Below are 25216 nucleotides of genomic sequence, written 5' to 3' on the forward strand. Positions count from 1 at the left end.
GAAATTTTCAGCAAAGGAAAAGAAAATGTTTAGAAAATTAAAATATACCTTTATCGGTCGACCACTCAAGTCTCTCACAGACGGCGAAGGGGGATTACTTGGAAAAATGCAGGCACTTGCAATGTTATCCAGTGATGCCCTCTCTTCTATTGCCTATGGACCTGAACAAGTCATTCTCGTTTTAGTCAGCCTCTCTCCTCTCGCTATTTGGTGGAGCCTCCCTATCGGTATTTTTGTCCTCTTACTGCTCGCTAGTTTGACCATTTCCTATCGTCAAATCATCCACGCCTATCCTCAAGGTGGTGGGGCTTATATGGTCACTCGGGAAAATCTCTCCCCTGAACTGGGCTTGATTGCAGGGGGTAGCCTCCTTGTTGACTATATGCTGACAGTAGCTGTATCCGTTGCGTCTGGAGCTGATGCTATTACAGCAGCCATCCCTGCCCTCCATCCCTACAATCTTCATATCTCTATTTTCCTAGTCTGCCTGCTCATGCTCTTGAATTTAAGAGGATTGAAAGAATCTGCCAGCTCTCTGATGATTCCCGTCTACCTCTTTATCTTCAGTACAGTCTTTCTCTTGCTTTATGGATTCTTTCAACTATTTACAGGTTCCCTAAACTATCAGGCGACTTCAACCATTGGACAAACTGTTCCGAGCCTTTCCATTGTTCTCCTATTGAGAGCCTTTACCAGCGGTTCGGCATCCCTGACAGGGGTTGAGGCTATTTCAAATGCAGTACCATTTTTCAAAACTCCGAAAGAAAAGAATGCTGCTCAGACCCTGACCATCATGTCGCTTATTTTAGGATTTCTTTTTGCAGGTATTACCTTCCTAAACTACTGGATGGGCATCACTCCTCAAAATGGAGAAACCATCCTCTCGCAAATGGCCAAGGGCATTCTTGGGGATTCATTCTTTGGTCATGCTAGCTACTATCTCTTCCAGTTCTCAACAGCCTTGATTCTAGCTGTAGCTGCAAATACTGGCTTTTCAGCCTTCCCTATGCTGGCTTACAATATGGCTAAAAACAAGTACATGCCCCATCTCTTTATGGAAAAGGGGGATCGTCTCGGCTACTCCAACGGTATCTTAACTCTGGCCTTTGGGGCTATGATCCTTCTTCTCATTTTTAACGGGAATACTGAGCGCTTGATTCCTCTTTATACTATCGGGGTCTTCGTTCCCTTTGCCCTTTCTCAGACTGGGATGATTCGCCATTGGAAAAAGGAAAAAGGAGCAAACTTCTTAAAACCTGCCTTTGCTAATATTCTTGGGGCCATCATTTGTTATGCTATTGTCCTCATTTTGCTCCTCTTCAGACTGGGTGATATCTGGCCATTCTTCCCAATTATCCTAGTCTTAACCTTCCTCTTTTTGTCCATTCACAGCCATTACCAAAAAGTGGCAAAACAACTACGACTCTACGAAGGAATTGAAAAGCGCACTTATGACGGCAACCTTATCCTTGTCCTAGTAGGAAATGTTACTCGAGTAAGTGTCGGAGCCATTAACTACGCTCAAAGCATCGGTGACGAAGTGTTAGCCATGCACATTTCTACTAAAGAAACGGTTGAAAAAGACCAAGAAATTCTTCAGGAATTTACCGATTACTTCCCAAATATCACTCTGAAGAATATCAACACCAGCTACCGCGACATCATCACCCCTAGCGTTAAGTATGTCAAACGAATCGCCCAAGAAGCTAAGCAAAAAAACTACACCGTTACAGTTCTCGTCCCACAGTTTATCCCTAACAAGCCTTGGCAAAATATCCTGCACAATCAAATGAGCCTCAAACTAAAATACGCTCTCAGATGGCATGAAGACGTCGTTGTCGCTAGTTACTCTTATCACTTAAAAGAATAAATAAAAACTCAAAATCAGTAACTTATATCTGATTTTGAGTTTTTTGTATGTGACCTTTTAAATGAGCCCTCCATGAGTTCCATTTGAAATGACCGATTTCGTGGACAATGCGCTCTTTAAAATCAAAAGAAAAGCCAGTAGACTCGAGTTCCTACTGACTTCTTTGTTGAATTCGTTTGGATTATGCAGCCAAAACTTTGCGTCCTTTACGACGACGAGCTGCCAATACGCGACGACCGTTTTTAGTTGACATACGGTTACGGAATCCGTGTTTACGCGCACGACGAAGTTTACTTGGTTGATAAGTACGTTTCACGATGAATACCTCCTCATAGATTTTGTATTCGTTTAGCCGGCTATAAAGTGATCAGTTACTAAACATACTTTACTATTCTATCTGATTCTTACCTATTTGTCAATAGCTCTAAGGAAATGTTTCCTGCTTTTCCCTATGAAAGCCTTATCTACGATACTGACTCAAGAAACGTGTCATCTTTTCTTGGATTTGTGCCAATTCGTCCACACGAGGAAGGTAAACGATACGGAAATGGTCTGGTTCCTTCCAGTTAAAACCACGACCATGAACCAAGAGAACCTTTTCCTGCTTCAAGAAATCAAGAACGAACTGTTCATCATCATCGATGCGGTACATATTGCGGTCAATTTTAGGGAAGATATAAAGACCCGCCTTCGGCTTGACCGCAGACAAACCTGGGATATCTTGGATAGCATTGTAAATGAAGTTTCTTTGCTCGTAAATTCGTCCACCAGGGAGGAGCAATTCATCCACTGACTGGTGCCCACCTAGTGATGTTTGTACGACTTGCTGGGCCAAAACGTTGGAGCAAAGGCGCATATTTGACAGCATATTGAGCCCTTCGATATAACCCTTGACATGGTGCTTAGGACCAGACAAGACCATCCATCCTACACGAAAACCAGCGATACGATGGGATTTTGACAGACCATTCATGCTGACACAGAAGACATCTGGTGCCAAGCTCGCCACAGGCGTATGCACATGTCCATCCATTACCATGCGGTCATAGATTTCGTCCGCAAAGATGATCAAATCGTTTTGACGTGCAATCTCAATAATATCCAACAAGAGTTCCTTAGGATAAAGGGCTCCAGTTGGGTTATTTGGATTGATAAGAACGATTGCCTTTGTATTGGAAGTAATTTTTGACTTAATATCGTCAATATCTGGGTACCATTCTGCAGCTTCATCACAGATATAGTGAACGGCATTTCCCCCAGCTAGGCTGACCGCGGCTGTCCAGAGAGGATAGTCTGGCATAGGCACCAAGACCTCATCGCCATTATCCAAAAGCCCTTGCATGGACATAACAATCAGCTCACTGACACCATTTCCGAGGTAGATATCATCAATATCCACATTGGGGAATTTCTTTAGTTGACAATACTGCATGATGGCCTTGCGTGCTGAAAAAATCCCTTTGGAGTCAGAATATCCCTCACTATCACGCGCATTCATAATCAAGTCATGAATGACCTCATCTGGCGCTGTGAATCCAAATTCTGCTGGATTCCCTGTATTCAGACGTAAAATCTTTTCTCCGTTTGCTCGCATCCGCATAGCTTCTTCCAAAACAGGGCCACGGATATCATAGGCAACATGCTCTAACTTACTAGACTTGTTATATTCTTTCATCTTGTTTCCTCAATTCATAGAGATAGTAACATTATACCACTAGAAAGGGATTGCGACAAGTTTCCTGAAATGAGCAAGCAAAGAAAAAACTCATAACGACTGGGTTCTCACTGTCTAAACAACTAGAATGCAGAAGTATTTTCTCACATACCAAAAGACAGACCTAGAAAGATTAGCGCTAAAAAGGAATCATACAAAAGATTAAACATGAGAAAGAGCCCCCACGTGACCAAATAGTCCAAGCGACCACTTCTCTTTGCAATCACAAATAAAATGATGTGGTAGACTAAGTGAAAGAGAAGAAAAGCAACAAAACCTGGATAGAGAACGGGTACGACTCTTTCCAGCTGCCAAAGCATCACTACTTCCACTACAAGTGACGCAAGGATAATTCCATGATAAAGAAAACTTGTTTTTTTAGAAGCTTGAACAGAATCTTTCATACTTTCTCATCCCCCTACTGTGTTTTCTGCTATCCCGTTTTCTTTTATTTTAACATATCTCCACCAAATTGAATCTCCAATAATATTTATTTAAATATGATTTTTACTTTACTTCTTTAGTGAAAAGGGTTACAATAACAGTAAGAAAATTTCAGGAGGTTTCATTATGGCACAACGTTACCAAAATGTTATGGTCGCAATTGATGGTTCTAAAGAAGCGGACTTGGCTTTCGTCAAAGGTGTTTACACTGCACTACGCAACGAATCCAAGCTCACCATTGCCCATGTTATTGACACACGCGCTCTTCAAAGCGTGTCTACCTTTGATGCTGAAGTTTACGAAGAACTCCAAGTCGATGCTGAAAGTCTGATGAAGGAGTACGAAAAGCGTGCAAGAGATGCTGGTGTGACCGATATTCACATCGTCATCGAAATGGGAAATCCAAAAACCCTCCTTGCCCGTACTATTCCAGACGCAGAAAATGTCGACCTGATTCTCGTTGGTGCAACAGGGCTCAATGCCTTTGAACGCCTCTTGGTTGGTTCTTCATCTGAGTACATTCTCCGCCATGCAAAAGTCGATTTGCTAGTCGTGAGAGAAAGAGAAAAAACATTGTAGTCATTAAAAAAGGGAGCCTTGAGCTCCTTTTTGTTTCTATTTTTTTCTTTCTTTATGTCGCTCATAAGCTTTAAACTGACGTTGTAGTTCCTGTCGGATGGCAGGTTCCGGAGCATATTTTTCTTCCCAGTCATCTGGCTTTAAAATCTTGTGTGTAACTGGGTCAAAATGAGCTTTTCCATCAGGGAAAACCTTTCCCATATTCGCTTCATGGACAATATCAAAAATACGTTCTGGATCTACTCCCATCAAAACAAAACTACCGTATGTGAAATACAGTGTGTCGATCAAGGCATCCACTTGACCGACCAGATTTTGCTCAGCAGGCGTCTTTTTCGCCACTTTCTCTGCCGCCTTATCAAGTGCCTCATGCATGCTTGCAAGGGAGTTTTGAAATTCTTCCTCCGAAGAACTTGCCGCACGAACAAACTCCACTAATTCTTCAATTTTAAAATCTGCGCGGTGGGTTGCACCTTCAGCATCCCATGCCTGTGGCTCTTCTTGAGTTCGTTCATCCATCATGTGGTGGAAGGTTTTAACCTTATTAAAGTGGTAGTCTCGACTGACAAACACTTTTTCTGAAGCCAAAACACCAAAGTGCTCGAGCGCCTTGTGGATACCATCTTGTTGATTACTTGCCGTAATATGCTTGGCAACTTCTTTGACACTGCTACTGCCATTTCCCATAGCGACCGACATACCAACACCCGCCAACATTTCCAGGTCGTTGTCGGAATCACCAAAGGCCATGACTTGATTGAGATCAAAACCATATTCTTTCCCGACTCGGCGAATGCCTTCTAGTTTGGAATTTCCTTGGTTGATGATATCTGCTGCAAAAGGATTGCTTCGAGTTAATTTCAAATCTTCAAAATCACTTGCTGCCTTCTCAGATTCTTCTGGCGTCATCAGCATCAAAACTTGATAAATGGGTTGATTAATCAAGTTAAGCAGGTTGTCTTCCTTTTGAGGAACTGCCTTGCTGACCATTCGATTAAAGGAACGGCTAACGGTTCTTGTCAGCACAGTCGGGATAAATCGACTAACCAGTTGGGAAAAGGAGCCGAGACCAAATGACATAATTTTCGAACCAACAACGGCATGCTCGGTTCCAAGAGCGATTTCTTTACGCTCCTTTTTAGCATAAGCAATCAGTTGACGCAAGCTTGACTTAGCGATTGGACTTGCAAAGAGTACCTTTTCTTTATTAAAAATGTATTGGCCATTGTAGGTCACCGCAAAGTCTAGGTCCAAGTCTTCCATCAACTCCTTGACAAAAAACGGCCCTCGCCCTGTCGCTACTCCAACAAGCACTCCTTGCTCTTTGACAATCTTAATCGCGTCCTTAGTGGATTTCAAAACACTCTTGCGATCGTTGACTAGCGTTCCATCGATATCAAAAAAAACAGCCTTGACTTCCATCCTATCCCATTCTCCCCTTTTGTGTTACAATGATTATACCACATTTCAGAAAGAGTGACTAAATCATGCCTAAGAAAATCCTTGTTTTACATACAGGTGGGACTATTTCCATGCAAGCTGACGCCACTGGAGCAGTTGTAACTAGTCAGGACAATCCCATGAACCATGTTTCCAATCCACTTGAAGGGATTGAGGTTCATGCCCTAGACTTTTTTAATCTGCCAAGTCCCCATATCAAACCCAAGCATATGCTTGCACTCTATCATAAAATCAAAGAGGAAGCTAATAACTACGATGGAGTTGTCATCACACACGGTACAGATACCTTAGAAGAAACAGCTTACTTCCTTGATACCATGAAAATCCCACCCATCCCCATCGTTCTAACAGGGGCTATGCGTAGTTCAAACGAACTTGGTAGCGACGGTGTTTACAACTATCTGAGCGCTTTACGAGTCGCCAGCGATGACAAGTCAGCTGATAAGGGGGTTCTGGTCGTCATGAACGATGAAATCCACGCGGCCAAGTACGTAACCAAAACCCATACGACAAACGTCGGGACCTTTCAAACCCCAACACATGGACCACTTGGCCTCATCATGAAGCAAGAAATCCTCTACTTTAAAACAGCTGAACCTCGTGTCCGTTTTAATCTCGAACAAATTCAGGGTCTGGTTCCCATCATCTCAGCCTATGCCGGTATGACAGACGAGCTGATCGATATGTTAGACTTGGAACAGCTGGATGGCCTAGTCATTCAGGCCTTCGGAGCAGGTAATATCCCCAAAGAAACAGCTCAAAGGTTGGAAAATCTCCTCCAAAAAGGAATCCCAGTCGCCTTGGTCTCACGTTGTTTTAATGGCATTGCTGAACCTGTTTATGCCTACCAAGGTGGGGGGGTTCAATTGCAAGAGTCTGGCGTTCTCTTTGTCAAAGAACTCAACGCTCAAAAAGCTCGCCTCAAATTATTAATTGCCCTTAATGCTGGATTAAAAGGACAAGCCTTAAAAGACTATATGGAAGGCTAATCCTCTTCTCTAGAAAGCAAATCAGGAAATCTCACGATTTCCTGATTTTTTCTATTTACGTTTTCGTGTAGAGCGGCGTTCTGTCAAACCATGAGGTAAGAGAACTTCACGTTCTTCCAATTCTTCCTTATGCATAATCTTAGTCAACATACGCATGCTGATAGCACCTAAGTCATAAAGAGGTTGGGCAATAGTAGTCAAGTTTGGACGAGTGAATCGTGCAATCTGAGAGTCATCTGTCGTAATGATTTCAAACTCTTCTGGTACAGACACACCGTGGTCAGCCAAACCATTTAGGACACCTGCTGCCAATTCATCGCCTGTTACAACTGCGGCTGTAGCTTGTGATGAAATCAAGCGTTCTGCCAAGGCATAACCATCATCATAGCTGTATTTTGATTCAAAGACCAATCCCTCGCTATAAGAATGTCCAGCTTTTTTCAAGGCTTCCTTGTAACCAATCAAACGAACCTTGCCATTGATATCATCGACGAGTGGTCCACTCACAAAAGCAATTTTCTCGTTTTCTTTGAGAAGGTAGCTCACGGCATCAATCGTTGCTTGTTTGTAGTCAATATTCACACTTGGAAGTTGGTGTTCTACATCCACAGTACCGGCAAGAACAACCGGTGTCCGTGAACGAGAGAATTCTGAACGAATCTTTTCAGTCAAGTGATAGCCCATAAAGATAATCCCATCGACTTGTTTTGAAAAGAGAGTGTTAACCACTGAAACTTCCTTTTCATCATCCTCATCACTATTTGCTAGGACAATGTTATACTTGTACATTTCAGCAATGTCGTCAATCCCCTTAGCAAGTGTTGAGAAATAACCATTGGTAATGTTAGGAATCACAACTCCGACTGTCGTTGTTTTCTTGCTAGCCAAACCACGTGCTACCGCATTTGGACGATAGTCCAAGCGATCAATCACTTCTAGGACTTTTTTTCGAGTGTTCTCTTTAACATTCTTGTTGCCATTAACGACACGGCTAACTGTTGCCATTGAAACTCCTGCTTCACGGGCGACGTCATAAATCGTTACTGTATCATCTGTGTTCATTCCGTTTCCTTTCTATAATGAAAATTTCGCTTTCACGCATCTACTTACTCCATTTTATCACTTATTGTAAACACTTTCAAGTATTTTTTAGAGAAACTTTGAAAAAATTTCACAGTTTATTCCCATTTTGAAAAAGCAATTACGATTTCTTGATTTTTAAGACATTTTGCTGTATGATAAGGAAAATAAAAGGGGGATGAAAACATGGCTTTTACAAATACACAGAGACGTTCCGCTAGTTTTGGTGTCGTGACCAGCTTGCCTGATGATGTCATTGACTCTTTATGGTATATTATCGATCATTTCCTGAAAAATGTCTTTGAATTAGAAGAAGAACTTGAGTTTCAACTGCTCAACAATAAGGGGACCATCACCTTCCATTTTTCTAGCCAGCACCTTCCGACTAGCATCGATTTTGATTTCAATCATCCTTTCGATCCGCTTTACCCTCCTAGGGTCCTTGTTTTAGACCTGGATGGCAGAGAAACCATCCTCCTTCCAGAAGAAAATGACCTATTTTAAAAACTCTAGCTTCTCGGCGCAAACTGCTGAGGAACTAGAGTTTTCTTTTTCTAATAAATGGAGCGACTAACTACTAGACCATTGGGTTTTGTATATTCTAAGTCAAGGTAATCCTGATAAGTCCCTGGCACAATGAAACCTTGGGGACTCAATATATCAGTCCCAGCTTTTCCCACGATAGAGTCTGCCAGCAAAACACAATTGGTACTGAGAACAAAGTAGGTCTTAAACTTGGATGAGCTGAATTTATAAAGGGTCGCATCCGCTTCCTGTTTCAGTTGGTAGGAGTAGGTATGCTTGACCTCGCCCTCTCTTCTTTTCATCAACTGCGAGCTTGGTTCCCAAGGAATTAACAGATCTTCTATCTCTACTAGACGAGCTTGGATGGCTGCTTTCTGTTGGTCCGTCAAACTCAGACCATAAGCAAATAAGGTCTTCTGACTTTCCCTCTTGCAGAGTTCGATGTATTTTTCCCGATTGGCCTTAAACAAAACACCGTCTCCAACCATGCCGAATAAACGCTCCGAGTGGGGATCATACGAACCATAGGAAATAACCTTCCCTTGATAACAAATATCCACATGTCCCATAGCGAGGAAGAAGGAGGTTTCTGAGGTATGAATAAAAATTTCTAGATCAACTACTTGATCGTTTTTTCTTTCTGAATGAACTTCCCCTTCTTGACTTTCATGATTTGACAGCCACTCATTCAATTTGCGCAAGGTGCTGATAGGGATCAAAGCCGTCACAAAGATCGGCAAAGTCATTCGCATTCGTCGTTTTAGCTTGGGATTGTTTTCTATCCTTTCAAAAAAGAAACCGTCCCGGAGGCTACTGGCTCCTAGCATGAGCAAGTAAAACCCAAGCAAGAGCAATTCAAAATTCGCTGCATCGTGAAAAGGAGAGATGCTATAAAGCCCGAATCCTATCATCCATACAGCATCAAAGAGATGATGGAGCCGAGGATGAATAGAATTTTTTCGATAGAGAGACCAGGTCACAAGACTAATGCCACCCGTAAACAGCTGGTAGCTCGCAATGATAAAAACCAGGAGATAGAGGGCAAGGTCTTGCAAGATGATAGAGTCAAACACCAGAGCCGCAACCACCAGCTTAGCCAAGGTTACAAAGATGTTTTCCCGACGTTTTTTATCTTGAAACCAGCGAGTCAACAAGTGCCAAACTGCTGACAAAGAAAAGTAGCCCATCAGCAACTGGTACCCCATTCGCGGAATAACCTGTCCAAAACGAATCAAGAGAAGCCCTAAAACAATAGCAAGTAGTCCCTCCCCGATACTCTTCCACTTGCTATAGGTCTCAGAAAGCTTAGGCATTTCCTTGCTCCAACTGGTCAACCAAGTATCGAATTGGTTGTTTTAAGATTGGATGGATAAAATGGGGAGCTATTTCCACTAACGGTTCAAGAACAAAGAGGCGTTCTGCTATATAAGGATGAGGCAAGATGAGGTCGTCTGTGTAAATGACCTGGTCCTCCACAAAGAGCAAGTCCAAATCAATCAAACGAGGCCCCCAATGAACCTCTCGAACCCGTCCCATTTCAGACTCAATACTTAACAAGGTTTCTAACAAGACTGGTGCTGGTAGCCAGGTTTCTACTTCAATCACCTGATTGGCAAAGCTATCTTGTTCCACACCACCCCAAGGTTCCGTCGTCAAGATACTGGACTCTTTGAGAATATGGATACCTCGAGTCCGCAGTTTATCAATAGCTTGTTCCAAGTTCGCTTTCTTGTCTCCCATATTACTTCCTAGAGCGATAAAGGCCCGCTGCTTACGACGGTGAATGGTTACCGAGCAGGTATCAAGTGGCAAGTGGACTGGAGCCCAAGGTTTTTTAAGTTCCAGTTCAATTTCTTGGACAAGAGGATAGGTCTCAAAGGTACGCTCTACTAGTTTGTAGGCTACCGTTTCAATCAAGTCCTCAGTGGTTTCCTGAAACCAAGTCGTCCACTGCTGACACAGTTCTCCGTAATGGACAGAGGCTGTTAAATCCAATTCTGTAGCCGCCTTGGTCATATCATAGGATAAGCTTGCGGAAATAACAAACTTCTGCCCCAATTCCTTCTCACTAGGGAAAAGACCATGATAGGCAAAAATTTCCAAATCTTTAATCTGCAGTTGATCCATAACTAGTCCTTTCTAGAAAAATCCGCTTGAAGCGGATTCTTTTTATACTCAATGAAAATCAAAGAGCAAACTAGGAAGCTAGCCGCAGGCTGCTCAAAACACTGTTTTGAGGTTGCAGATGGAAGCTGACGTGGTTTGAATTTGATTTTCGAAGAGTATTATAGTCCCATTAAACGATAAGCCTGATCTCTTAGGTCCTTATCCGTCTCAAATAGGCCACGGGCTACAGTCGTTAAGGTTGCAGTGCCTGGTTTTCTGACACCACGCATGCTCATACACATATGCTCTGCTTCAATGACAACAAAGGCTCCCTTAGCCCCTAGATAGTCCATCAAGGCATCAGCTACTTCAATATTCAAACGTTCTTGAATCTGTGGTTTTTTAGAATAGACTTCAACCGTACGGGCTAGCTTGGACAAGCCAGCCACACGACCATCTGGAATATAGGCAATGTGCGCTCTCCCATAAAAGGGCAAGAAGTGGTGTTCACACATGGTGTGGAAAAAGATATCCTTCTCCACCACCATATTGTCATCAATAATCTCAAAGGATTTTGACAAATGTTCCTCCGCAGTCTGACCAAGACCTGAAAAAATCTCTTGGTACATACGGGCTACACGAGCAGGTGTTTCCTGCAAGCCCTCGCGGTTAGCGTCCTCACCAACAGCCTCGATAATCATTTTTACAGCCGTTTCAATCTTTTGTGTGTCCATTCTCGTTCTTCCTCTCCATCAGATAGGCTCTCACTTGGCTCAAGAAATACAAAGAACCCGTGACAATCCCAACTGTTTGTTTCTCTTCATTTTTATCTGACAATTTCTGCTCCAGAAAATCCTGCCAACTTTGGTAATTGAAATTTCTAGACTTGGCTATCTCTTTCAGCACGCTTTCATCCGTCGCCCGACTATCATCAAAATAAGTCAGAGTCAGTTGACTATCTGGCACCGTTTCTAGCAAATCCAACATATCCTCCAAAGCCTTAGTTTTGATACAGGTAAAAAGGATTTCCTTATGATAATCCGCAAAACGTTCTTGCAAGGTTGCTAATAAAGCCTTGATAGCATGGGGATTATGGGCTCCATCCAAAAGCAGCAAGGGGTCACTAGACACGACCTCCAAACGCCCTGGCCATCTAGTTTCTTTCAAAGCTTGAGCAACCAAGTCATTACTTGCTAATTCTCGCCCCGCCTCCTGGCAATAAGTGTCTAGGAGGGCAAGCGCCATCCCCGCATTCTCTATCTGATGCAAGCCAAGCAGACCTGTTTGAAAACGACCTTGTCTGACAGAACTGGTATAATCAAAGATTTCGCCTGTCACCACACTCTTTTGGTGACTGACCTGATAATCTTTCCCATGTCGTATTCTCGGTGTATTTTTAGATTCTGCAATAGGGTCGATCACAGTCAAGGCTTCAGGAACAATATGACCTGTCACTAATGGAATACCTTGTTTGATAATACCAGCCTTCTGCTCTGCTATGGCTTCCAAGGTATCACCAAGTAGGGCTACATGATCCAGTCCAATGGTCGTAATCCCTGTCAAAATTGGCTGACAAACATTGGTACTATCCAGAAGGCCACCCATGCCGACTTCCATGATGGCCACATCTACTTGCTCTGAGGCAAAGTAATCATAAGCTAGAGCTGTGATAATCTCAAACTCGGTTGTTCCCTGCAAATTGTCAGCAGATTCTCCCTCAAGCAAAGTCTGATAGTCCGCCATGAGAGCTTCGAGTTTCGCTTCGGGAATGGATTCCCCATTGATGCTAATTTGGTCTGTGTAATGAATGAGATAGGGCGAACTGAACACACCAACTCTTAGACCTAGCTTTTCCAGCATCTTTTTCAAAAAAGCAATGGTAGAGCCCTTGCCATTAGTCCCTCCAATATGGATGACCTTGAGTTTGAGATGGGGATTGCCTCTTAGCGCCAAGAGTTCCACCATTCTCTCCAAACCAAAATGCGGTTGGTCTGTCCGATAGTGGGCAATCCACTGATTGTTTTGAATTTCGTTCATCTTATTTATATTGTTTTAAATCTAGATTTTCTGCATCATCTGCCAAACGAATGGCTGACGCAATTTCAACCGCCATCCTGTGACTGGCTACATCGTGCACACGCACTACTTCGACACCCTGTCTCGCAGCGATACTGGTTACATGAGCCGAAGCTATGTCTCGATTACGAAAACCGACTTCCGTTTCAGGATTAACTTCAAAACCATTTTCTTCCAGGATATTGATAACAAATCGCTTACGCGAAACACCAAGAAAGATTGGATAGCCTTTCTGATGGAGTTTATCCAGATCACGTAGAAGGAGTAGATTTTCCTTCTTGGTCAGACCAAAGCCAATCCCTGGATCCAGCAGGATATTTTCTCTTGCTATCCCAGCTTGATTGGCTCTCGCTAGAGCTCGTTCAAAGAAAGCCTCCATCAAGTCTTCGATTGGCACTTTTTCAAAGTCAGCTAACTCTTCCTCTGTAAATGCTTTCCCAAAACCAAAATGAGGAAATATGCGCGAACTAGGGTGCTGAGGTCGAGCCATGACTGGATTAAACATGATAACCACTTTCGCTCCAGCCTTAGCAACCACATCCGCCATTTTCTCATCTCCCATGAGACCAGTGATATCATTAACCAGATTAGCACCAGCAGCCAAGGCGGCCTCTGCCACCTGACTTTTCCAAGTATCAATGGAAATGAGAACATCACTTTCCTCACGGATAGCTTTAATCACTGGAACAACACGCTGGATTTCCTCTTCTATCTCAACATAGCTACTGCCCGGCCGAGTCGATTCTCCACCGATATCTAGCATGCTCGCTCCTTCTGCTATCAATTTACGAGCCTGCTGGAGTGCCTGCTCAAGAGCAAAAAACTGACCACCATCCGAAAAAGAATCTGGTGTTACATTGATAATTCCACAAATAGCTGTTTTTCCGTGGTTGACTTTATTGGACATAACGGTTACTCCCTTAAGGTTCTCTACCATATTATCCCTCTATTTTACCATAAAAAGAAAAAGATGGACACGTTAGTATTCATCTTTTCCAAGTAGGCTAATGGTTTAGAATGATAGACCTAGATTTCTACTAATCAATACCAATAAGGCCAACAAACAAAATGCAATACCATTGAGAATCATATGAAGCAAAATGGACATCTCCAAACGCTCAGTCTTATAGGCTGTCCAAGTCAAAACCGTTGACATTCCTCCATAAATAATCACAGAAGGTAGATTGGTTGGCATATGAAGCAAGGCAAAGACGATTGCACCAACAATAAAACCTAGTTTTTCTTTTCCGCGGAAGATCTTTTTTGGAATAATCCCACGACACAAAATTTCTTCACAAATCGGCGCAATCAAGACTAGTAGGAAGAAAGTTGAAATCAAGGAACTATTCTGAACCAAACCATTCAGTATTGATTGGTTACTGGTTGTTGCCTCATTTGTTAGTCGAAGCAGTAGTGAACCCAAGAGATTTGTCGCAAAAATCACCAGATAACTCAGTACCAAGCGAGCCAAGTCTTTTGCCTTAAAAAAGGATAGATTAAAAGTAGCAAGTTGTGTTTTTCGTGCACCAATAATGAATACAATCAAAACGACTATGGATAGAGCACCTACTAAGAGCCCTGACTGTAAAATCGGAAACTGTTTGTTTGCTAAAAACAAAGCAAGTCCTATGGGAAATTGAGATAGAACAAAAGCTACCAAAAGGATGATCACCCATTTCCCTCTGTTTAAAACCTCTTGCCAAATCGTCTTATCTTTCATGATGTACCTCCTTATAAGAAAAAGGGGAGACTCCCCTTTTTCTATTATACCATTTATAGCGCCATACTGATATAGTTAAGGATAAACAAGGCATCCAAAATCCAAATCATCACGTGCACATCCTTGGCTTGACCTTTGACAACTTTTGTCAAGGTATATGTCAAGAAACCAACAGCAATCCCTTGTGTGATAGAGTAGCTGAATCCCATAAAGATAGATGTGAAGAAGGCAGGAACCGCTTCAGCCATATCATCCCAAGGGATATTTTTCAAGTTAGAAAGCATCATGATTCCGACGATGATCAAAATTGGTGCTGTTGCAGCTGTCGGAACAATCGCTAGAAGTGGGCTAAAGAAGCTAGATAGAGCAAAACAGATCGCAACCACTAGGGCTGTCAAACCAGTACGTCCACCAGCACCGATACCAGCCGCAGATTCAACATAGGTCGTAACGTTTGAAGTACCTGCAATGGCACCTACCGAAGTTGCCACCAAGTCAGAGTATAGAGCCTTGTCCAATTTAGCGGACTCATGGTTTTCCCCACTTGTCGCAACAATACCAACTTTTTCACCAGTACCGATAAGAGTACCGATTGTATCAAAAATATCCGTTAGTGAGAAGGCAAGAATAGCCATCAAGGTTTCTGGTAAACGCGAAGTGTTTGAAATCAAAGATCCTAAACCTTCTGAACCAAGAGCAGCACCAAACAAAGTTCCTAAATCATTAACCGCTGCTGAAAGATTGTTGCTAGCAAAGTCAATCCCTGATAATTTGACAACACCAACAGCAATGGCAAGCACAGTCGTTGTTAAAATAGAAAGAATGATTCCACCCTTGATGCCTTTAACAACAAAGAAAATGGTAATAGCCAAACCTGCAAGAGCCACCAATACGGCTGGAGTATTGAAGTCTACCAATCCTGGAACAGCTGCGGAGTTTGCAGTAAGTGCAGCTTGAGCCTTGTCTGCTCCTTCACCTGCTACCGTATAAGTACCTGGATCGATTGAGAATTTCAAGAGACCAGCATTCTTAATTCCAACATAGGCAAGGAAAACACCAATACCAGCCGAAATAGCTGAACGAAGTGTTGTTGGAATAGATTCGATGATCATTTTACGAACATTTGTTAAGGTAATAATCAGTGAAATAATTCCACAAATGAAGACCATACCAAGAGCCTCTTTCCAAGTATAGCCCATCCCAAATACAACTGTAAATGTAAAGAAGGCATTTAGTCCCATACCTGGTGCTTGTGCGTACGGCAAATTAGCATAGAAAGCCATCATCAAAGTACCTACTACAGAACCGATAATCGTTGCCAAGAACACACCTTGAACAGGCATACCCGTTTGGGAAAGCATTTGAGGGTTTACAAAGAGAATATAACTCATTGCAAAGAATGTTGTTAAACCAGCAAGCACCTCTGTACGGACATCTGTCCCGTGCTCTTTTAGTTTAAATAGTTTGTCCATCTTTAATCTCCTTTTGTTTTTTACGAACAATATTAGTATTATATCATTTATCATTCACCTTTTCAATATGTTTGTTTGATTTATTTAATAAATCAAAGCAACTGTAGTTTTTGTTCTTATCTGCTTTTCTTCCTTCTTTTTGATATAATAGTAGACATCTTATCTGGAAACGACTAGGAAGGTTTATATGACTAAAAAAATTATCGCAGTCGATTTGGACGGAACCCTGCTAAATAATGAAAGCAAGCTCTCCGATTTCACCAAAGAGACGATCAAAAAAATTTCAGAAAAAGGACACCATGTCATCATCACGACAGGCCGTCCGTATCGTATGGCAAAAGACTTCTATCGTGAGCTAGAATTGCATACTCCCATGATTAACTTTAACGGCTCCCTTACCCATCTACCAGGACAGACTTGGGAGCATGAAAAGTGCCTGACCTTGGACAAAAAATACCTCCTAGACATGGTCAAGCGCACGGAGGACATCCAGGCTGATTTTATTGCGGGAGAATATCGAAAAAAATTCTATATCACGACACCGAATGAAGAAATTGCAGATCCTAAACTATTTGGCGTAGAGAACTTCCGGCCAGAAAATCAATTCAAACCTGAACGAGTAACCAAAGATCCCAACTGCATCCTCTTGCAAACAAGGGCTGAAGACAAATACGCTTTAGCGGACGAGATGAATCATTTTTATCAGCACCAACTAGCTATCAATACCTGGGGCGGGCCCCTCAACATCCTCGAGTGTACTCCCAAGGGTGTAAACAAGGCTTTTGCTCTAGAGTACTTGCTCAATGTGATGAATCGTGATAAAAAAGACTTAATCGCCTTTGGTGATGAGCATAATGACACTGAAATGTTGGCATTTGCAGGCAAGGGATATGCTATGAAAAACGCCAATCCTGCTCTTCTTCCATATGCAGACGAACAACTTCCTCTGACCAACGAAGAAGATGGAGTTGCCCGCGCTTTACAAAATTTATTCTTATAAAAGGGAAGATTGCATGGTCGCAATCTTTCCTTTTTGTTTTCATTTTATTTTCACTAAAGCGGCTTATTTTCTGTATTTTTATATTAAATTTTCTATTACCATTTTCATTTATCTCTCAAAAAACATTGATATATTAATATTTTTAAAAAGTCATTCTATGAAAACTTTTACATCTTTTTAGAAAAAGTAGTTGATTTTTATATGAAAACGGTTTATACTTAAAGTTAGGCTTAAAGTTTTCTTAAACATACAGTCAAACATTTTATAAGGAGGAATGACAATAATGAGTATCGGAATCATTATTGCGAGCCACGGCGAATTTGCTGCGGGTATTCATCAGTCAGGATCTATGATCTTTGGTGAACAAGAAAAGGTTCAAGTTGTAACCTTTATGCCAAATGAAGGTCCAGATGACCTTTACGCTAAATTCAACAACGCTGTGGCTGCATTTGACGCAGAAGATGAGGTTCTAGTATTGGCTGACCTTTGGAGTGGATCTCCATTCAACCAAGCTAGCCGCGTAATGGGAGAAAATCCAGAACGTAAGTTTGCCATCATCACAGGACTGAACTTGCCGATGTTGATCCAAGCCTACACAGAGCGCCTTATGGACGCGAATGCAGGTGTGGATAAAGTCGCTGCGAATATCATTAAAGAAGCCAAAGATGGCATCAAGGCTCTTCCAGAAGAGCTTAACCCAGTTGAGGAAGTTGCAACTGCTGCAGCTGCTCCAGTTTCACAAGCTGCTATTCCAGAAGGAACAGTTATCGGTGACGGTAAACTGAAAATCAACCTTGCTCGTCTAGACACTCGTCTCCTTCACGGTCAGGTTGCCACTGCTTGGACTCCAGATTCAAAAGCAGATCGTATCATCGTTGCTTCAGACAACGTTGCAAACGACGAGTTGCGTAAAGAATTGATCAAACAAGCAGCTCCTAATGGAGTAAAAGCCAACGTTGTCCCAATCCAGAAATTGATCGACGTTGCAAAAGACCCACGTTTCGGAGAAACTCATGCCCTTATCTTGTTTGAAACTCCACAAGATGCACTTCGTGCTATCGAAGGTGGCGTGCCAATCAAGACCCTTAACGTTGGTTCTATGGCTCACTCAACAGGTAAAACAATGATTAACAACGTTTTGTCTATGGACAAAGAAGACGTTGCAACCTTTGAAAAAATGCGTGACCTCGGTGTTGAATTTGATGTACGTAAAGTACCAAACGACACGAAAAAAGATTTGTTTGACTTGATTAAGAAAGCAAACGTTCAATAATGTTAATCTGTTTCTATCATTTTTGAAAACAGGATTAAATACTTTATTAAAACTAAATAGAAAAGGAATAAAACCATGTCAGATATTTCAATCATTTCTGCTATCTTGGTTGTAGTTGTTGCCTTCCTTGCAGGTCTTGAAGGTATCCTCGACCAATTCCAATTCCATCAACCAATCGTCGCATGTACCCTTATCGGACTTGCAACTGGTAACCTCGAAGCAGGGGTTATGCTTGGTGGATCTCTTCAAATGATCGCCCTTGGTTGGGCAAACATCGGAGCTGCCGTAGCTCCTGACGCTGCTCTTGCATCTGTTGCTGCAGCAATCATCTTGATCAAAGGTGGTAACTTTACTACTGATGGTATCGCCGTTGCAACGGCAACAGCTATCCCTCTTGCTGTAGCTGGACTTTTCTTGACAATGATTGTTCGTACAATCTCAGTTGCCTTAGTTCACTCAGCTGATGCTGCTGCTAAAGACGGAAACATTGCAGCTGTTGAGCGTGCTCACTTTGTTGCACTTCTTCTTCAAGGTCTTCGTATTGCAATCCCTGCTGCCTTCCTTATCGCTATCCCAGCTTCTGCTGTTCAAGACGCTCTTGGTTTGATGCCAGACTGGTTGAACGGTGGTATGGCTGTCGGTGGTGCTATGGTCGTTGCCGTTGGTTACGCTATGGTTATCAACATGATGGCAACTCGTGAAGTATGGCCATTCTTCGCTATCGGTTTTGCTCTTGCAGCTATCTCTCAATTGACTTTGATTGCCCTTGGTGTCATCGGTGTTGCCCTTGCCTTCATCTACCTTAACCTTACAAAACAAGGTGGAAACGGTGGCGGCGGAGCTGCGACTTCTAACGACCCAATCGGTGATATCCTAGAAGACTACTAGAAAGGGGAACAATCATGGCTGAAAAAATTCAATTATCAAAATCAGATCGTCAAAAAGTTTGGTGGCGTTCACAATTCCTTCAAGGTTCTTGGAACTACGAACGTATGCAAAACTTGGGTTGGGCTTACTCATTAATCCCAGCTATCAAAAAATTATACACTAAAAAAGAAGACCAAGCGGCTGCTCTTGAGCGTCACCTTGAGTTCTTCAACACTCACCCATACGTAGCTGCTCCTATCATGGGGGTTACTCTTGCACTTGAAGAAGAGCGCGCTAACGGTGTAGAAATCGATGACGCGGCTATCCAAGGGGTTAAAATCGGTATGATGGGACCTCTTGCTGGTATCGGTGACCCAGTATTCTGGTTTACAGTTCGTCCTATCCTTGGAGCCCTTGGTGCATCACTTGCTGCATCTGGTAACATTGTTGGTCCCCTTCTCTTCTTCTTTGGATGGAATGCTATCCGTATGGCCTTCCTATGGTATACACAAGAGTTCGGTTACAAAGCTGGATCTGAGATCACTAAAGACATGTCTGGTGGTATCTTGAAAGACATCACTAAAGGTGCTTCTATCCTTGGTATGTTCATCCTTGCCGTTCTTGTACAACGTTGGGTATCCATCAACTTCACTATCAACCTTCCAGGCAAACAATTGTCAGAAGGTGCCTACATCAACTTCCCAGAAGGTCCTGTTACAGGAGCTGAGTTGAAGGGCATTCTTGGTCAAGCGCTTAGTGGTATGAGCCTAGATAGAGTTCAACCACAAACGCTTCAAGGTCAGTTGGACTCATTGATTCCAGGATTGATGGGACTTCTCCTTACTTTCCTTTGCATGTGGTTGCTTAAGAAAAAAGTATCTCCAATCACAATCATCCTTGCCCTCTTTGCAGTTGGTATCGCAGCTCGTTTCTTCGGTATCATGTAATCTCGGTGAGAATATATAAACAAAAAAGAATCAGGATTAAACCTGATTCTTTTTATGTATCAACTTTTTCTCCTAGTAAGATAATGAAAGCACCCAATCACCACTGCTAGTATGGCAACATAGAGTAGCTGTTTGGCTTCTAAAGGCACAAAAGCTCCCTGTAGGATAAAAGTATTGGCAAGTACACCAACAAGGGCTGCAAGGCTCAAAAACGTGAGCAAAAGCATCTTGTATCGATTAAAAGGCAAGCTGACCTTGGCAACTAGACACAGACCATTGATCAGGGCAAGGAGGAAGCAAATAAATTTGACCTGACCTGGGACAGTGATAAAGAAATTGGTCAAAAGAACACTAGCAACCAGAACGCCACCACCAATCGCCGCGTTGGTTAGGATATCTCTCATAAAGTGAGTGCTAACCTTTTCTTTATTGGACTCAAAAGTCAGGAAGAAGGATGGAATCCCAATCGTAATGGCTGAAATGATTGTAAACTGAATGGGGATAAAGGCAAATTCCAAACCAAATACCACACTCAAAATGGCAAAAACGATGGAGAAGAAGGTCTTTGTTAGAAAAAGAGAGGCTACCTTTTGGATGTTGTTAATGACCCGGCGTCCTTCCATCAAGATATCATAAAATACTGCAAAGTCATCTGTGAGAAAAACAATATTGGATACACTTTTGGCTGCACTCGTAGCCCCCTTCATGGCAAAACTAATATCTGCTTTCTTGAGAGCCAGAACATCATTGACTCCATCACCACTCATGGCAACTGTTTTACCAGCATTTTGCAAAATAGATACCATCTTTTGCTTCTGTTCAGGTGTCACACGTCCAAATATTTCGTGTTCCAAGACCACTCTTTCAAAGTCATCATCGCTCACCTTGGTCATATCAATAGCCCGCGCTTCTTCCTTAAAACCTGCCTTACGAGCCACCCCATATACAGCCACATGATTATCACCACTGATAATCTTCACTTCAACACCTTGAGATTCGAAATAGTCAAAGGTTTCCTTGGTATTGTCCTTAATCTCATCTGACAAAACGACGTGGCCTAGTAGTTCCATATTAGCTGGACTAGTAATCTGGTCCTTGCTATGAGCGAGTGTTAAGATTCGAAAACCTTGCTGTTTCAGATGCTCATAGTAGGCATCCATCGGCTGGGTAAAGCCTAGAAATTCATAGGCTCCGAAGAAATAGGTCCCACTGTCTTTTACTTGGACAAAGGAATACTTGTTTTTACTTGAAAAGGCACCAACTTCTTGAACTTCCCACTTTTTCTCACAGGTTAAGTAAGTCTTCAGAGCTCGGGAAGTTGCATTTTCATCCTCGAAATAAGCCAGATAAGAAGATAGTTTCTCTGCCACATTAGCATTCATTTCTTGGACCTTCATATTACCAGTCGTGATGGTACCTGTCTTATCAAAACAAAGAACATCTACTCGCGCCAAAGTTTCCACACAGTATAGTTCCTGCACTAGAACCTTCTTTTTAGCCAGCTTCATGGCTGCTACTGCTAGGGACACACTAACTAGGAGAATCAAGCCCTCTGGAATCATGCCGACCAAGGCACCTGAACTTCCCAAGACGATTTCAACATAAGTCCGTCCTAGACTAAAACCTCTGACATAGAGCAGAATGGCAACTGGCACCAGCAAGATGGAGACGATTTTTAAAATCTTATCCATGTAATCGCGCAGTTGAGAAGGATATTTTTTGAATTCCTTGCTGGATTTTGCGAGTTTGTTGATATAACTATCGGGTCCGACCGCCGTCGCCGTGACCAGACAAGTACCGCTAACGACATTGCTTCCGCTCATCAGCTTGTCACCTGCTGTTTTAAAGACCGAATCACTCTCACCAGTCAGCAAGGACTCATCAACTTCAATATTCCCTTCAAGGACTTCTGCATCGACAGGTACCTGATCTCCCAGATTGAGATGCAGATATTCCCCCAGTACGATGTCCTCTGGAGCAACCTCAATCGTTTGACCATCTCGGTTGACTCTGTACTTACTTTTACCAAGCAAACTCAGCTTTTCTAAGGCATTTTTTGAACGCACTTCTTGGAAAATCCCAATGGCTGTATTGATAGCAATCACACCTAAAAAGAGCATATTTTCAAATCGCAAGGTTGTGGCTACCAGAACTGCTAGAGCCAAGTTCATGGCATTAAAGAAGGTAAAGATATTTGAAACGACGATTTCTTTGGTTGTTTTATAGGGTTTAATGTCGCTGATATTTCGTTGACGATCCTTGATGTCTTGACTGCTTAAATACTTCATTTCTACTCCGATATCCTTTTGTACTACTATAATAACACATATCTTTTTCTCTGTCACTTAAAGACTCAAAATAAGGAGAACTCACTTAGCAAGCATCATCCATCATCACTTTAAGAAGGACTTAAAAAAGAAGCTAGGATTCCCCTAACCTCTTTTCTTTAGACTTTATTCTGCCAAGGCTCCCATTGGATCCCATGGTGCAAGTACGATTGGTTCTGCTTCATAGGCAGCTCGTTCTTCTGCTGTCAGCAATTCCTTACGGACAACGATTTGGTAAGTGTATTCGTCCATCCAAGCGTCTGAGGCGACAAAGTAACCATCTGCACCGACCTTGTCTCCCCATGAGTTTTCAACTTTCCACTTGGTTGACTTGCCATTTTCATCCAAATCCACACCTGTCAAGACCATGGCGTGGGTCATCAAACTTTCGCTATAGTCCAAACGTCCAGCTTTATCTTGAGTGAGTTGAATGTCCATGCTTGACTCAAAGTCATAAACATCTGTCGCAAGGATTCCAGCTTTACGATTGCTGAGCTGACCGACATCTGAACCAAACCAAACAGTCTCACCTGTTTGCATTTGGGCAATCGCCAATTCTTTCAAGCGCTCCATTGGAACGTTGATGTAGCGAACTGCACGGCTACCAACCACATTTCCTAACATCTCAACTGTGTAAGATTTGCCGTAAGGCTTGTCAGCAGTTGGAGCATTGATAACAGAAACGTAGTCTTCTAGAGGAAGATTGACATATTTCCTGTAAAACTCTTGTGGTGTGATACCCTTTTCGCTTTGGTAGTTATCATCCTTATCGCGATAAGCAAAGTCAAATTTACGTGGTGGAAGACCTAGTGACATAGCAAGGAAGTTAAAGATTTCTTGCAAGAGGTCTTCTTTCTTAGCTTGAACAGTCGCTTGGTCTGCACCAGAAGCGAGCAAGTCACGCAAGATTTGAGCATCTTGGCGAAGCAATTTGTTAAGGATGGCATTGAGCTCACGGCTGCTGCTAGATGAGATAGACTCAGGGTAAACAGACTTGGGCACGACACCGTATTTCTCAAAGAGGGACACTACCATATCCCACTGACCACCGTCTTGTTGAGGTGTTTGGAGTAGAAAGCTAACCTTGCGGCTCGTCAATTCTTGGTCTGCAGTCGCAATGACTTGCTCCAAGAACCAGTTGGATTTCTCGTACTTGTCCCAGAAGAATGTGTGGGCTTGTGACAACTCAAAGTTTTCCAGTTTGTATTGAGAGATGAGTTTGTGGCGGAAGGTGTTGAGAGCTGCAAACATCCAGCAACGACCAGAGGCTTTCTGGTTAGTAACCTTGTCCTTGGTCAAATCCAATGAGAAAACAGGTGTATTGTTTACATGGCTTTGGCGACGTTCTAGGGCTGCAAAAATTCCGTTATGGCTGACAGCATTTTCAATCGCTTGGTATTTGACATTTGCTTCATAGTTGGCAAATAGTCTATCTGTAAATGATTCTTGAATCGCGTTCATAGATTCCTCCTTTTATTCTACTGTCTATTATAACTCTTTTCACAAAGGAAGCAACTGAAAAATGAAAAAGGCAGGGACTTTCTCCTCACCTTTTCTAACATAATCCAAACTAAGCAATACTAGCAAGGAGAACTTCTAACTCCTCCTTGGTCAAGCGACGCCATTCTCCTCGTTTCAAATTCTCATCCAAAACTAGAGTCCCCATGGCCAAACGTTGTAGGTCCACTACTTCCTTCCCGCAGTATGCTACCATGCGTTTGACTTGATGAAATTTTCCTTCTCTAATAGTCACCCGAACCTGGCTCTCATCCTTATATGAATCCACTGACAAAATCTCCAGTTTGGCCGGCTGGCAGGTAAAGTCCTTGAGCGGAATACCCTTGCCAAATGTTTCCACATCTTCTTGGCTCATGATTCCCTTGACCTGAGCTTGATAAGTTTTATCTACATGACGCTTGGGCGATAGAAGGGAATGAGCCAGCTTTCCATCATTTGTCAAGAGTAAGAGTCCATGCGTATCGATATCCAATCGCCCTACAGGAAAGACTTCTTTGGCACGTCCATAGTCATCCAACAAGTCCAGAACCGTTCTATGCTTGGGATCTTCAGTCGCCGAAATGACTCCCTGGGGCTTGTTCATCATGTAGTAGACAAACTCTTCATACTCCAGCACTTGACCGTCAAAACGAATCTCATCTCTTTCTTCATTGATTTGCAATTTTGCTGATTTTTCTTTCTTGCCATTGACCGTCACGCGTCCAGCCTTGAGCAAGTTTTTGACCTCCGTCCGACTTCCCACAGCGCATGCAACTAAAAATTTATCTAATCTCATAGAACTATTATATCATACTCAAAAGGAGGCTGGCCCAAGTGACCAACCTCCTTTTCTTTTCATACTCTTCAAAAATCTCTTCAAACCGCGTCAACGTCCATCTGCAACCTCAAAACAGTGTTTTGAGCTGACTTCGTCAGTTCTATCTACAACCGCAAAGCAGTGCTTTGAGCGGCCTGCGGCTAGTTTCCTAGTTTGCTCTTTGATTTTCATTGAGTATCAGATTTAAGAAACTAACTTCCTCGTCTCCAGAAAATAGCTAAGACAACCATAGCACCTAAAACAGCTGGAACAATAGCTATCCCCGCTAGGTTTGGACCCCAAGTCCCAAAGAGCAGGTGCCCCAAAGAAGCACCAATCCAGCCGAGAAACATTTTCCCAAAGCATCCCATACTTTCTCCACGATTGGTCAAAGCACCTGCCAAGAGTCCCACTAGGAGACCAACAAACATACTTCCAAGCATAGCTTCTCC

Annotated in this window: 24 protein-coding genes; 8 read left to right on the forward strand and 16 right to left on the reverse strand. The window is 42.6% G+C overall.

Translation table 11 applies throughout. From position 1 onward, the window contains the following. Nucleotides 1-25: 25 nt before the first annotated feature. Nucleotides 26-1870, forward strand: coding sequence for an APC family permease (locus B7714_RS09545; RefSeq protein ID WP_084860358.1), 1845 nt, complete (start codon nt 26-28; stop codon nt 1868-1870). Between the two features lie 181 nt (nt 1871-2051). Here B7714_RS09545 and rpmH read toward each other — a convergent pair whose 3' ends face one another. The 3 genes from rpmH to B7714_RS09560 form a co-directional block, all read right to left on the reverse strand. Then, nucleotides 2052-2186, reverse strand: coding sequence for a 50S ribosomal protein L34 (gene rpmH / locus B7714_RS09550; RefSeq protein WP_000831905.1), 135 nt, complete (start codon nt 2184-2186; stop codon nt 2052-2054). 144 nt (nt 2187-2330) lie between these two features. After that, nucleotides 2331-3545 (reverse strand): pyridoxal phosphate-dependent aminotransferase, encoded by a 1215-nt coding sequence (locus tag B7714_RS09555; RefSeq protein WP_084860359.1) that lies wholly within the window; start codon nt 3543-3545, stop codon nt 2331-2333. Between the two features lie 143 nt (nt 3546-3688). After that, on the reverse strand, nt 3689-3988 hold the full coding sequence (locus tag B7714_RS09560) for a hypothetical protein (protein ID WP_042768287.1): 300 nt from the start codon (nt 3986-3988) through the stop codon (nt 3689-3691). 166 nt (nt 3989-4154) lie between these two features. Between B7714_RS09560 and B7714_RS09565 the strand changes: the two genes are divergently transcribed. Beyond that, nucleotides 4155-4607: a universal stress protein gene (locus tag B7714_RS09565; RefSeq protein ID WP_000079161.1), complete on the forward strand. Its 453-nt coding sequence runs from the start codon at nt 4155-4157 to the stop codon at nt 4605-4607. A gap of 36 nt (nt 4608-4643) precedes the next feature. On the opposite strand, the gene B7714_RS09570 is transcribed toward B7714_RS09565, so the two are convergent. Then, the gene (locus B7714_RS09570) at nt 4644-6029 is read right to left on the reverse strand and encodes a Cof-type HAD-IIB family hydrolase (RefSeq protein WP_084860360.1); all 1386 of its coding nucleotides are present in this window, start codon (nt 6027-6029) and stop codon (nt 4644-4646) included. Between the two features lie 65 nt (nt 6030-6094). On the opposite strand from B7714_RS09570, the gene B7714_RS09575 reads away from it, so the two are divergent. After that, the gene (locus B7714_RS09575) at nt 6095-7057 is read left to right on the forward strand and encodes an asparaginase (RefSeq protein WP_084860361.1); all 963 of its coding nucleotides are present in this window, start codon (nt 6095-6097) and stop codon (nt 7055-7057) included. A 51-nt stretch (nt 7058-7108) separates the two neighbouring features. Here the strand turns inward: B7714_RS09575 and ccpA are convergent, their stop codons facing one another. Next, nucleotides 7109-8119, reverse strand: a complete 1011-nt coding sequence (gene ccpA / locus B7714_RS09580) for a catabolite control protein A (protein ID WP_001090635.1) — start codon at nt 8117-8119, stop codon at nt 7109-7111. A gap of 204 nt (nt 8120-8323) precedes the next feature. Here ccpA and B7714_RS09585 point away from each other — a divergent pair, with 204 nt between their 5' ends. Continuing rightward, entirely contained in the window at nt 8324-8641 is a 318-nt protein-coding gene (locus tag B7714_RS09585; RefSeq protein ID WP_000886045.1) for a DUF960 domain-containing protein, read from the forward strand. Between the two features lie 50 nt (nt 8642-8691). Here B7714_RS09585 and B7714_RS09590 read toward each other — a convergent pair whose 3' ends face one another. The 7 genes from B7714_RS09590 to B7714_RS09625 form a co-directional block, all read right to left on the reverse strand. Beyond that, entirely contained in the window at nt 8692-9975 is a 1284-nt protein-coding gene (locus tag B7714_RS09590; protein WP_084860362.1) for a hypothetical protein, read from the reverse strand. Beyond that, nucleotides 9968-10789, reverse strand: a complete 822-nt coding sequence (gene folK / locus B7714_RS09595; RefSeq protein ID WP_084860364.1) for a 2-amino-4-hydroxy-6-hydroxymethyldihydropteridine diphosphokinase — start codon at nt 10787-10789, stop codon at nt 9968-9970. Before folK ends, B7714_RS09590 begins: the two co-directional genes overlap by 8 nt. Before the next feature lie 158 nt (nt 10790-10947). Further along, nucleotides 10948-11502, reverse strand: coding sequence for a GTP cyclohydrolase I FolE (folE, locus tag B7714_RS09605; RefSeq protein WP_000380931.1), 555 nt, complete (start codon nt 11500-11502; stop codon nt 10948-10950). Next, a complete protein-coding gene (locus B7714_RS09610) occupies nt 11483-12805 on the reverse strand; it encodes a bifunctional folylpolyglutamate synthase/dihydrofolate synthase (RefSeq protein WP_084860365.1) in 1323 nt (440 codons plus the stop codon). Before B7714_RS09610 ends, folE begins: the two co-directional genes overlap by 20 nt. A 1-nt stretch (nt 12806) precedes the next feature. Beyond that, complete coding sequence (folP, locus tag B7714_RS09615) at nt 12807-13781, reverse strand: dihydropteroate synthase (protein ID WP_162284819.1); 975 nt, start codon at nt 13779-13781, stop codon at nt 12807-12809. 75 nt (nt 13782-13856) lie between these two features. Next, nucleotides 13857-14564: a CPBP family intramembrane glutamic endopeptidase gene (locus B7714_RS09620; RefSeq protein WP_000653640.1), complete on the reverse strand. Its 708-nt coding sequence runs from the start codon at nt 14562-14564 to the stop codon at nt 13857-13859. A gap of 53 nt (nt 14565-14617) precedes the next feature. Then, nucleotides 14618-16036, reverse strand: a complete 1419-nt coding sequence (locus tag B7714_RS09625) for an NCS2 family permease (RefSeq protein ID WP_000359241.1) — start codon at nt 16034-16036, stop codon at nt 14618-14620. 187 nt (nt 16037-16223) lie between these two features. Between B7714_RS09625 and B7714_RS09630 the strand changes: the two genes are divergently transcribed. From B7714_RS09630 to B7714_RS09645, 4 genes are all read left to right on the forward strand, one after another. Then, on the forward strand, nt 16224-17036 hold the full coding sequence (locus B7714_RS09630) for a Cof-type HAD-IIB family hydrolase (RefSeq protein ID WP_084860366.1): 813 nt from the start codon (nt 16224-16226) through the stop codon (nt 17034-17036). Nucleotides 17037-17319: 283 nt separating this feature from the next. Then, nucleotides 17320-18309, forward strand: coding sequence for a PTS sugar transporter subunit IIB (locus B7714_RS09635; protein ID WP_049500953.1), 990 nt, complete (start codon nt 17320-17322; stop codon nt 18307-18309). A 75-nt stretch (nt 18310-18384) separates the two neighbouring features. Beyond that, nucleotides 18385-19197 (forward strand): PTS mannose/fructose/sorbose transporter subunit IIC, encoded by an 813-nt coding sequence (locus tag B7714_RS09640; RefSeq protein ID WP_001280317.1) that lies wholly within the window; start codon nt 18385-18387, stop codon nt 19195-19197. 14 nt (nt 19198-19211) lie between these two features. Next, nucleotides 19212-20123, forward strand: coding sequence for a PTS system mannose/fructose/sorbose family transporter subunit IID (locus tag B7714_RS09645; protein WP_000818313.1), 912 nt, complete (start codon nt 19212-19214; stop codon nt 20121-20123). Nucleotides 20124-20182: 59 nt separating this feature from the next. Here B7714_RS09645 and B7714_RS09650 read toward each other — a convergent pair whose 3' ends face one another. From B7714_RS09650 to B7714_RS09670, 4 genes are all read right to left on the reverse strand, one after another. After that, a complete protein-coding gene (locus B7714_RS09650) occupies nt 20183-22411 on the reverse strand; it encodes an HAD-IC family P-type ATPase (RefSeq protein WP_084860367.1) in 2229 nt (742 codons plus the stop codon). A 165-nt stretch (nt 22412-22576) separates the two neighbouring features. After that, nucleotides 22577-23911, reverse strand: a complete 1335-nt coding sequence (gene pepC / locus B7714_RS09655) for an aminopeptidase C (RefSeq protein WP_084860368.1) — start codon at nt 23909-23911, stop codon at nt 22577-22579. Between the two features lie 109 nt (nt 23912-24020). Beyond that, nucleotides 24021-24743, reverse strand: a complete 723-nt coding sequence (locus B7714_RS09665) for a pseudouridine synthase (RefSeq protein WP_084860369.1) — start codon at nt 24741-24743, stop codon at nt 24021-24023. Nucleotides 24744-24976: 233 nt separating this feature from the next. After that, on the reverse strand, nt 24977-25207 hold the full coding sequence (locus B7714_RS09670) for a GlsB/YeaQ/YmgE family stress response membrane protein (RefSeq protein ID WP_000901578.1): 231 nt from the start codon (nt 25205-25207) through the stop codon (nt 24977-24979). Nucleotides 25208-25216 lie beyond the last annotated feature (9 nt).

Source organism: Streptococcus oralis subsp. oralis (assembly GCF_002096595.1).
GTDB classification, from domain to species: Bacteria; Bacillota; Bacilli; order Lactobacillales; family Streptococcaceae; genus Streptococcus; species Streptococcus oralis_D.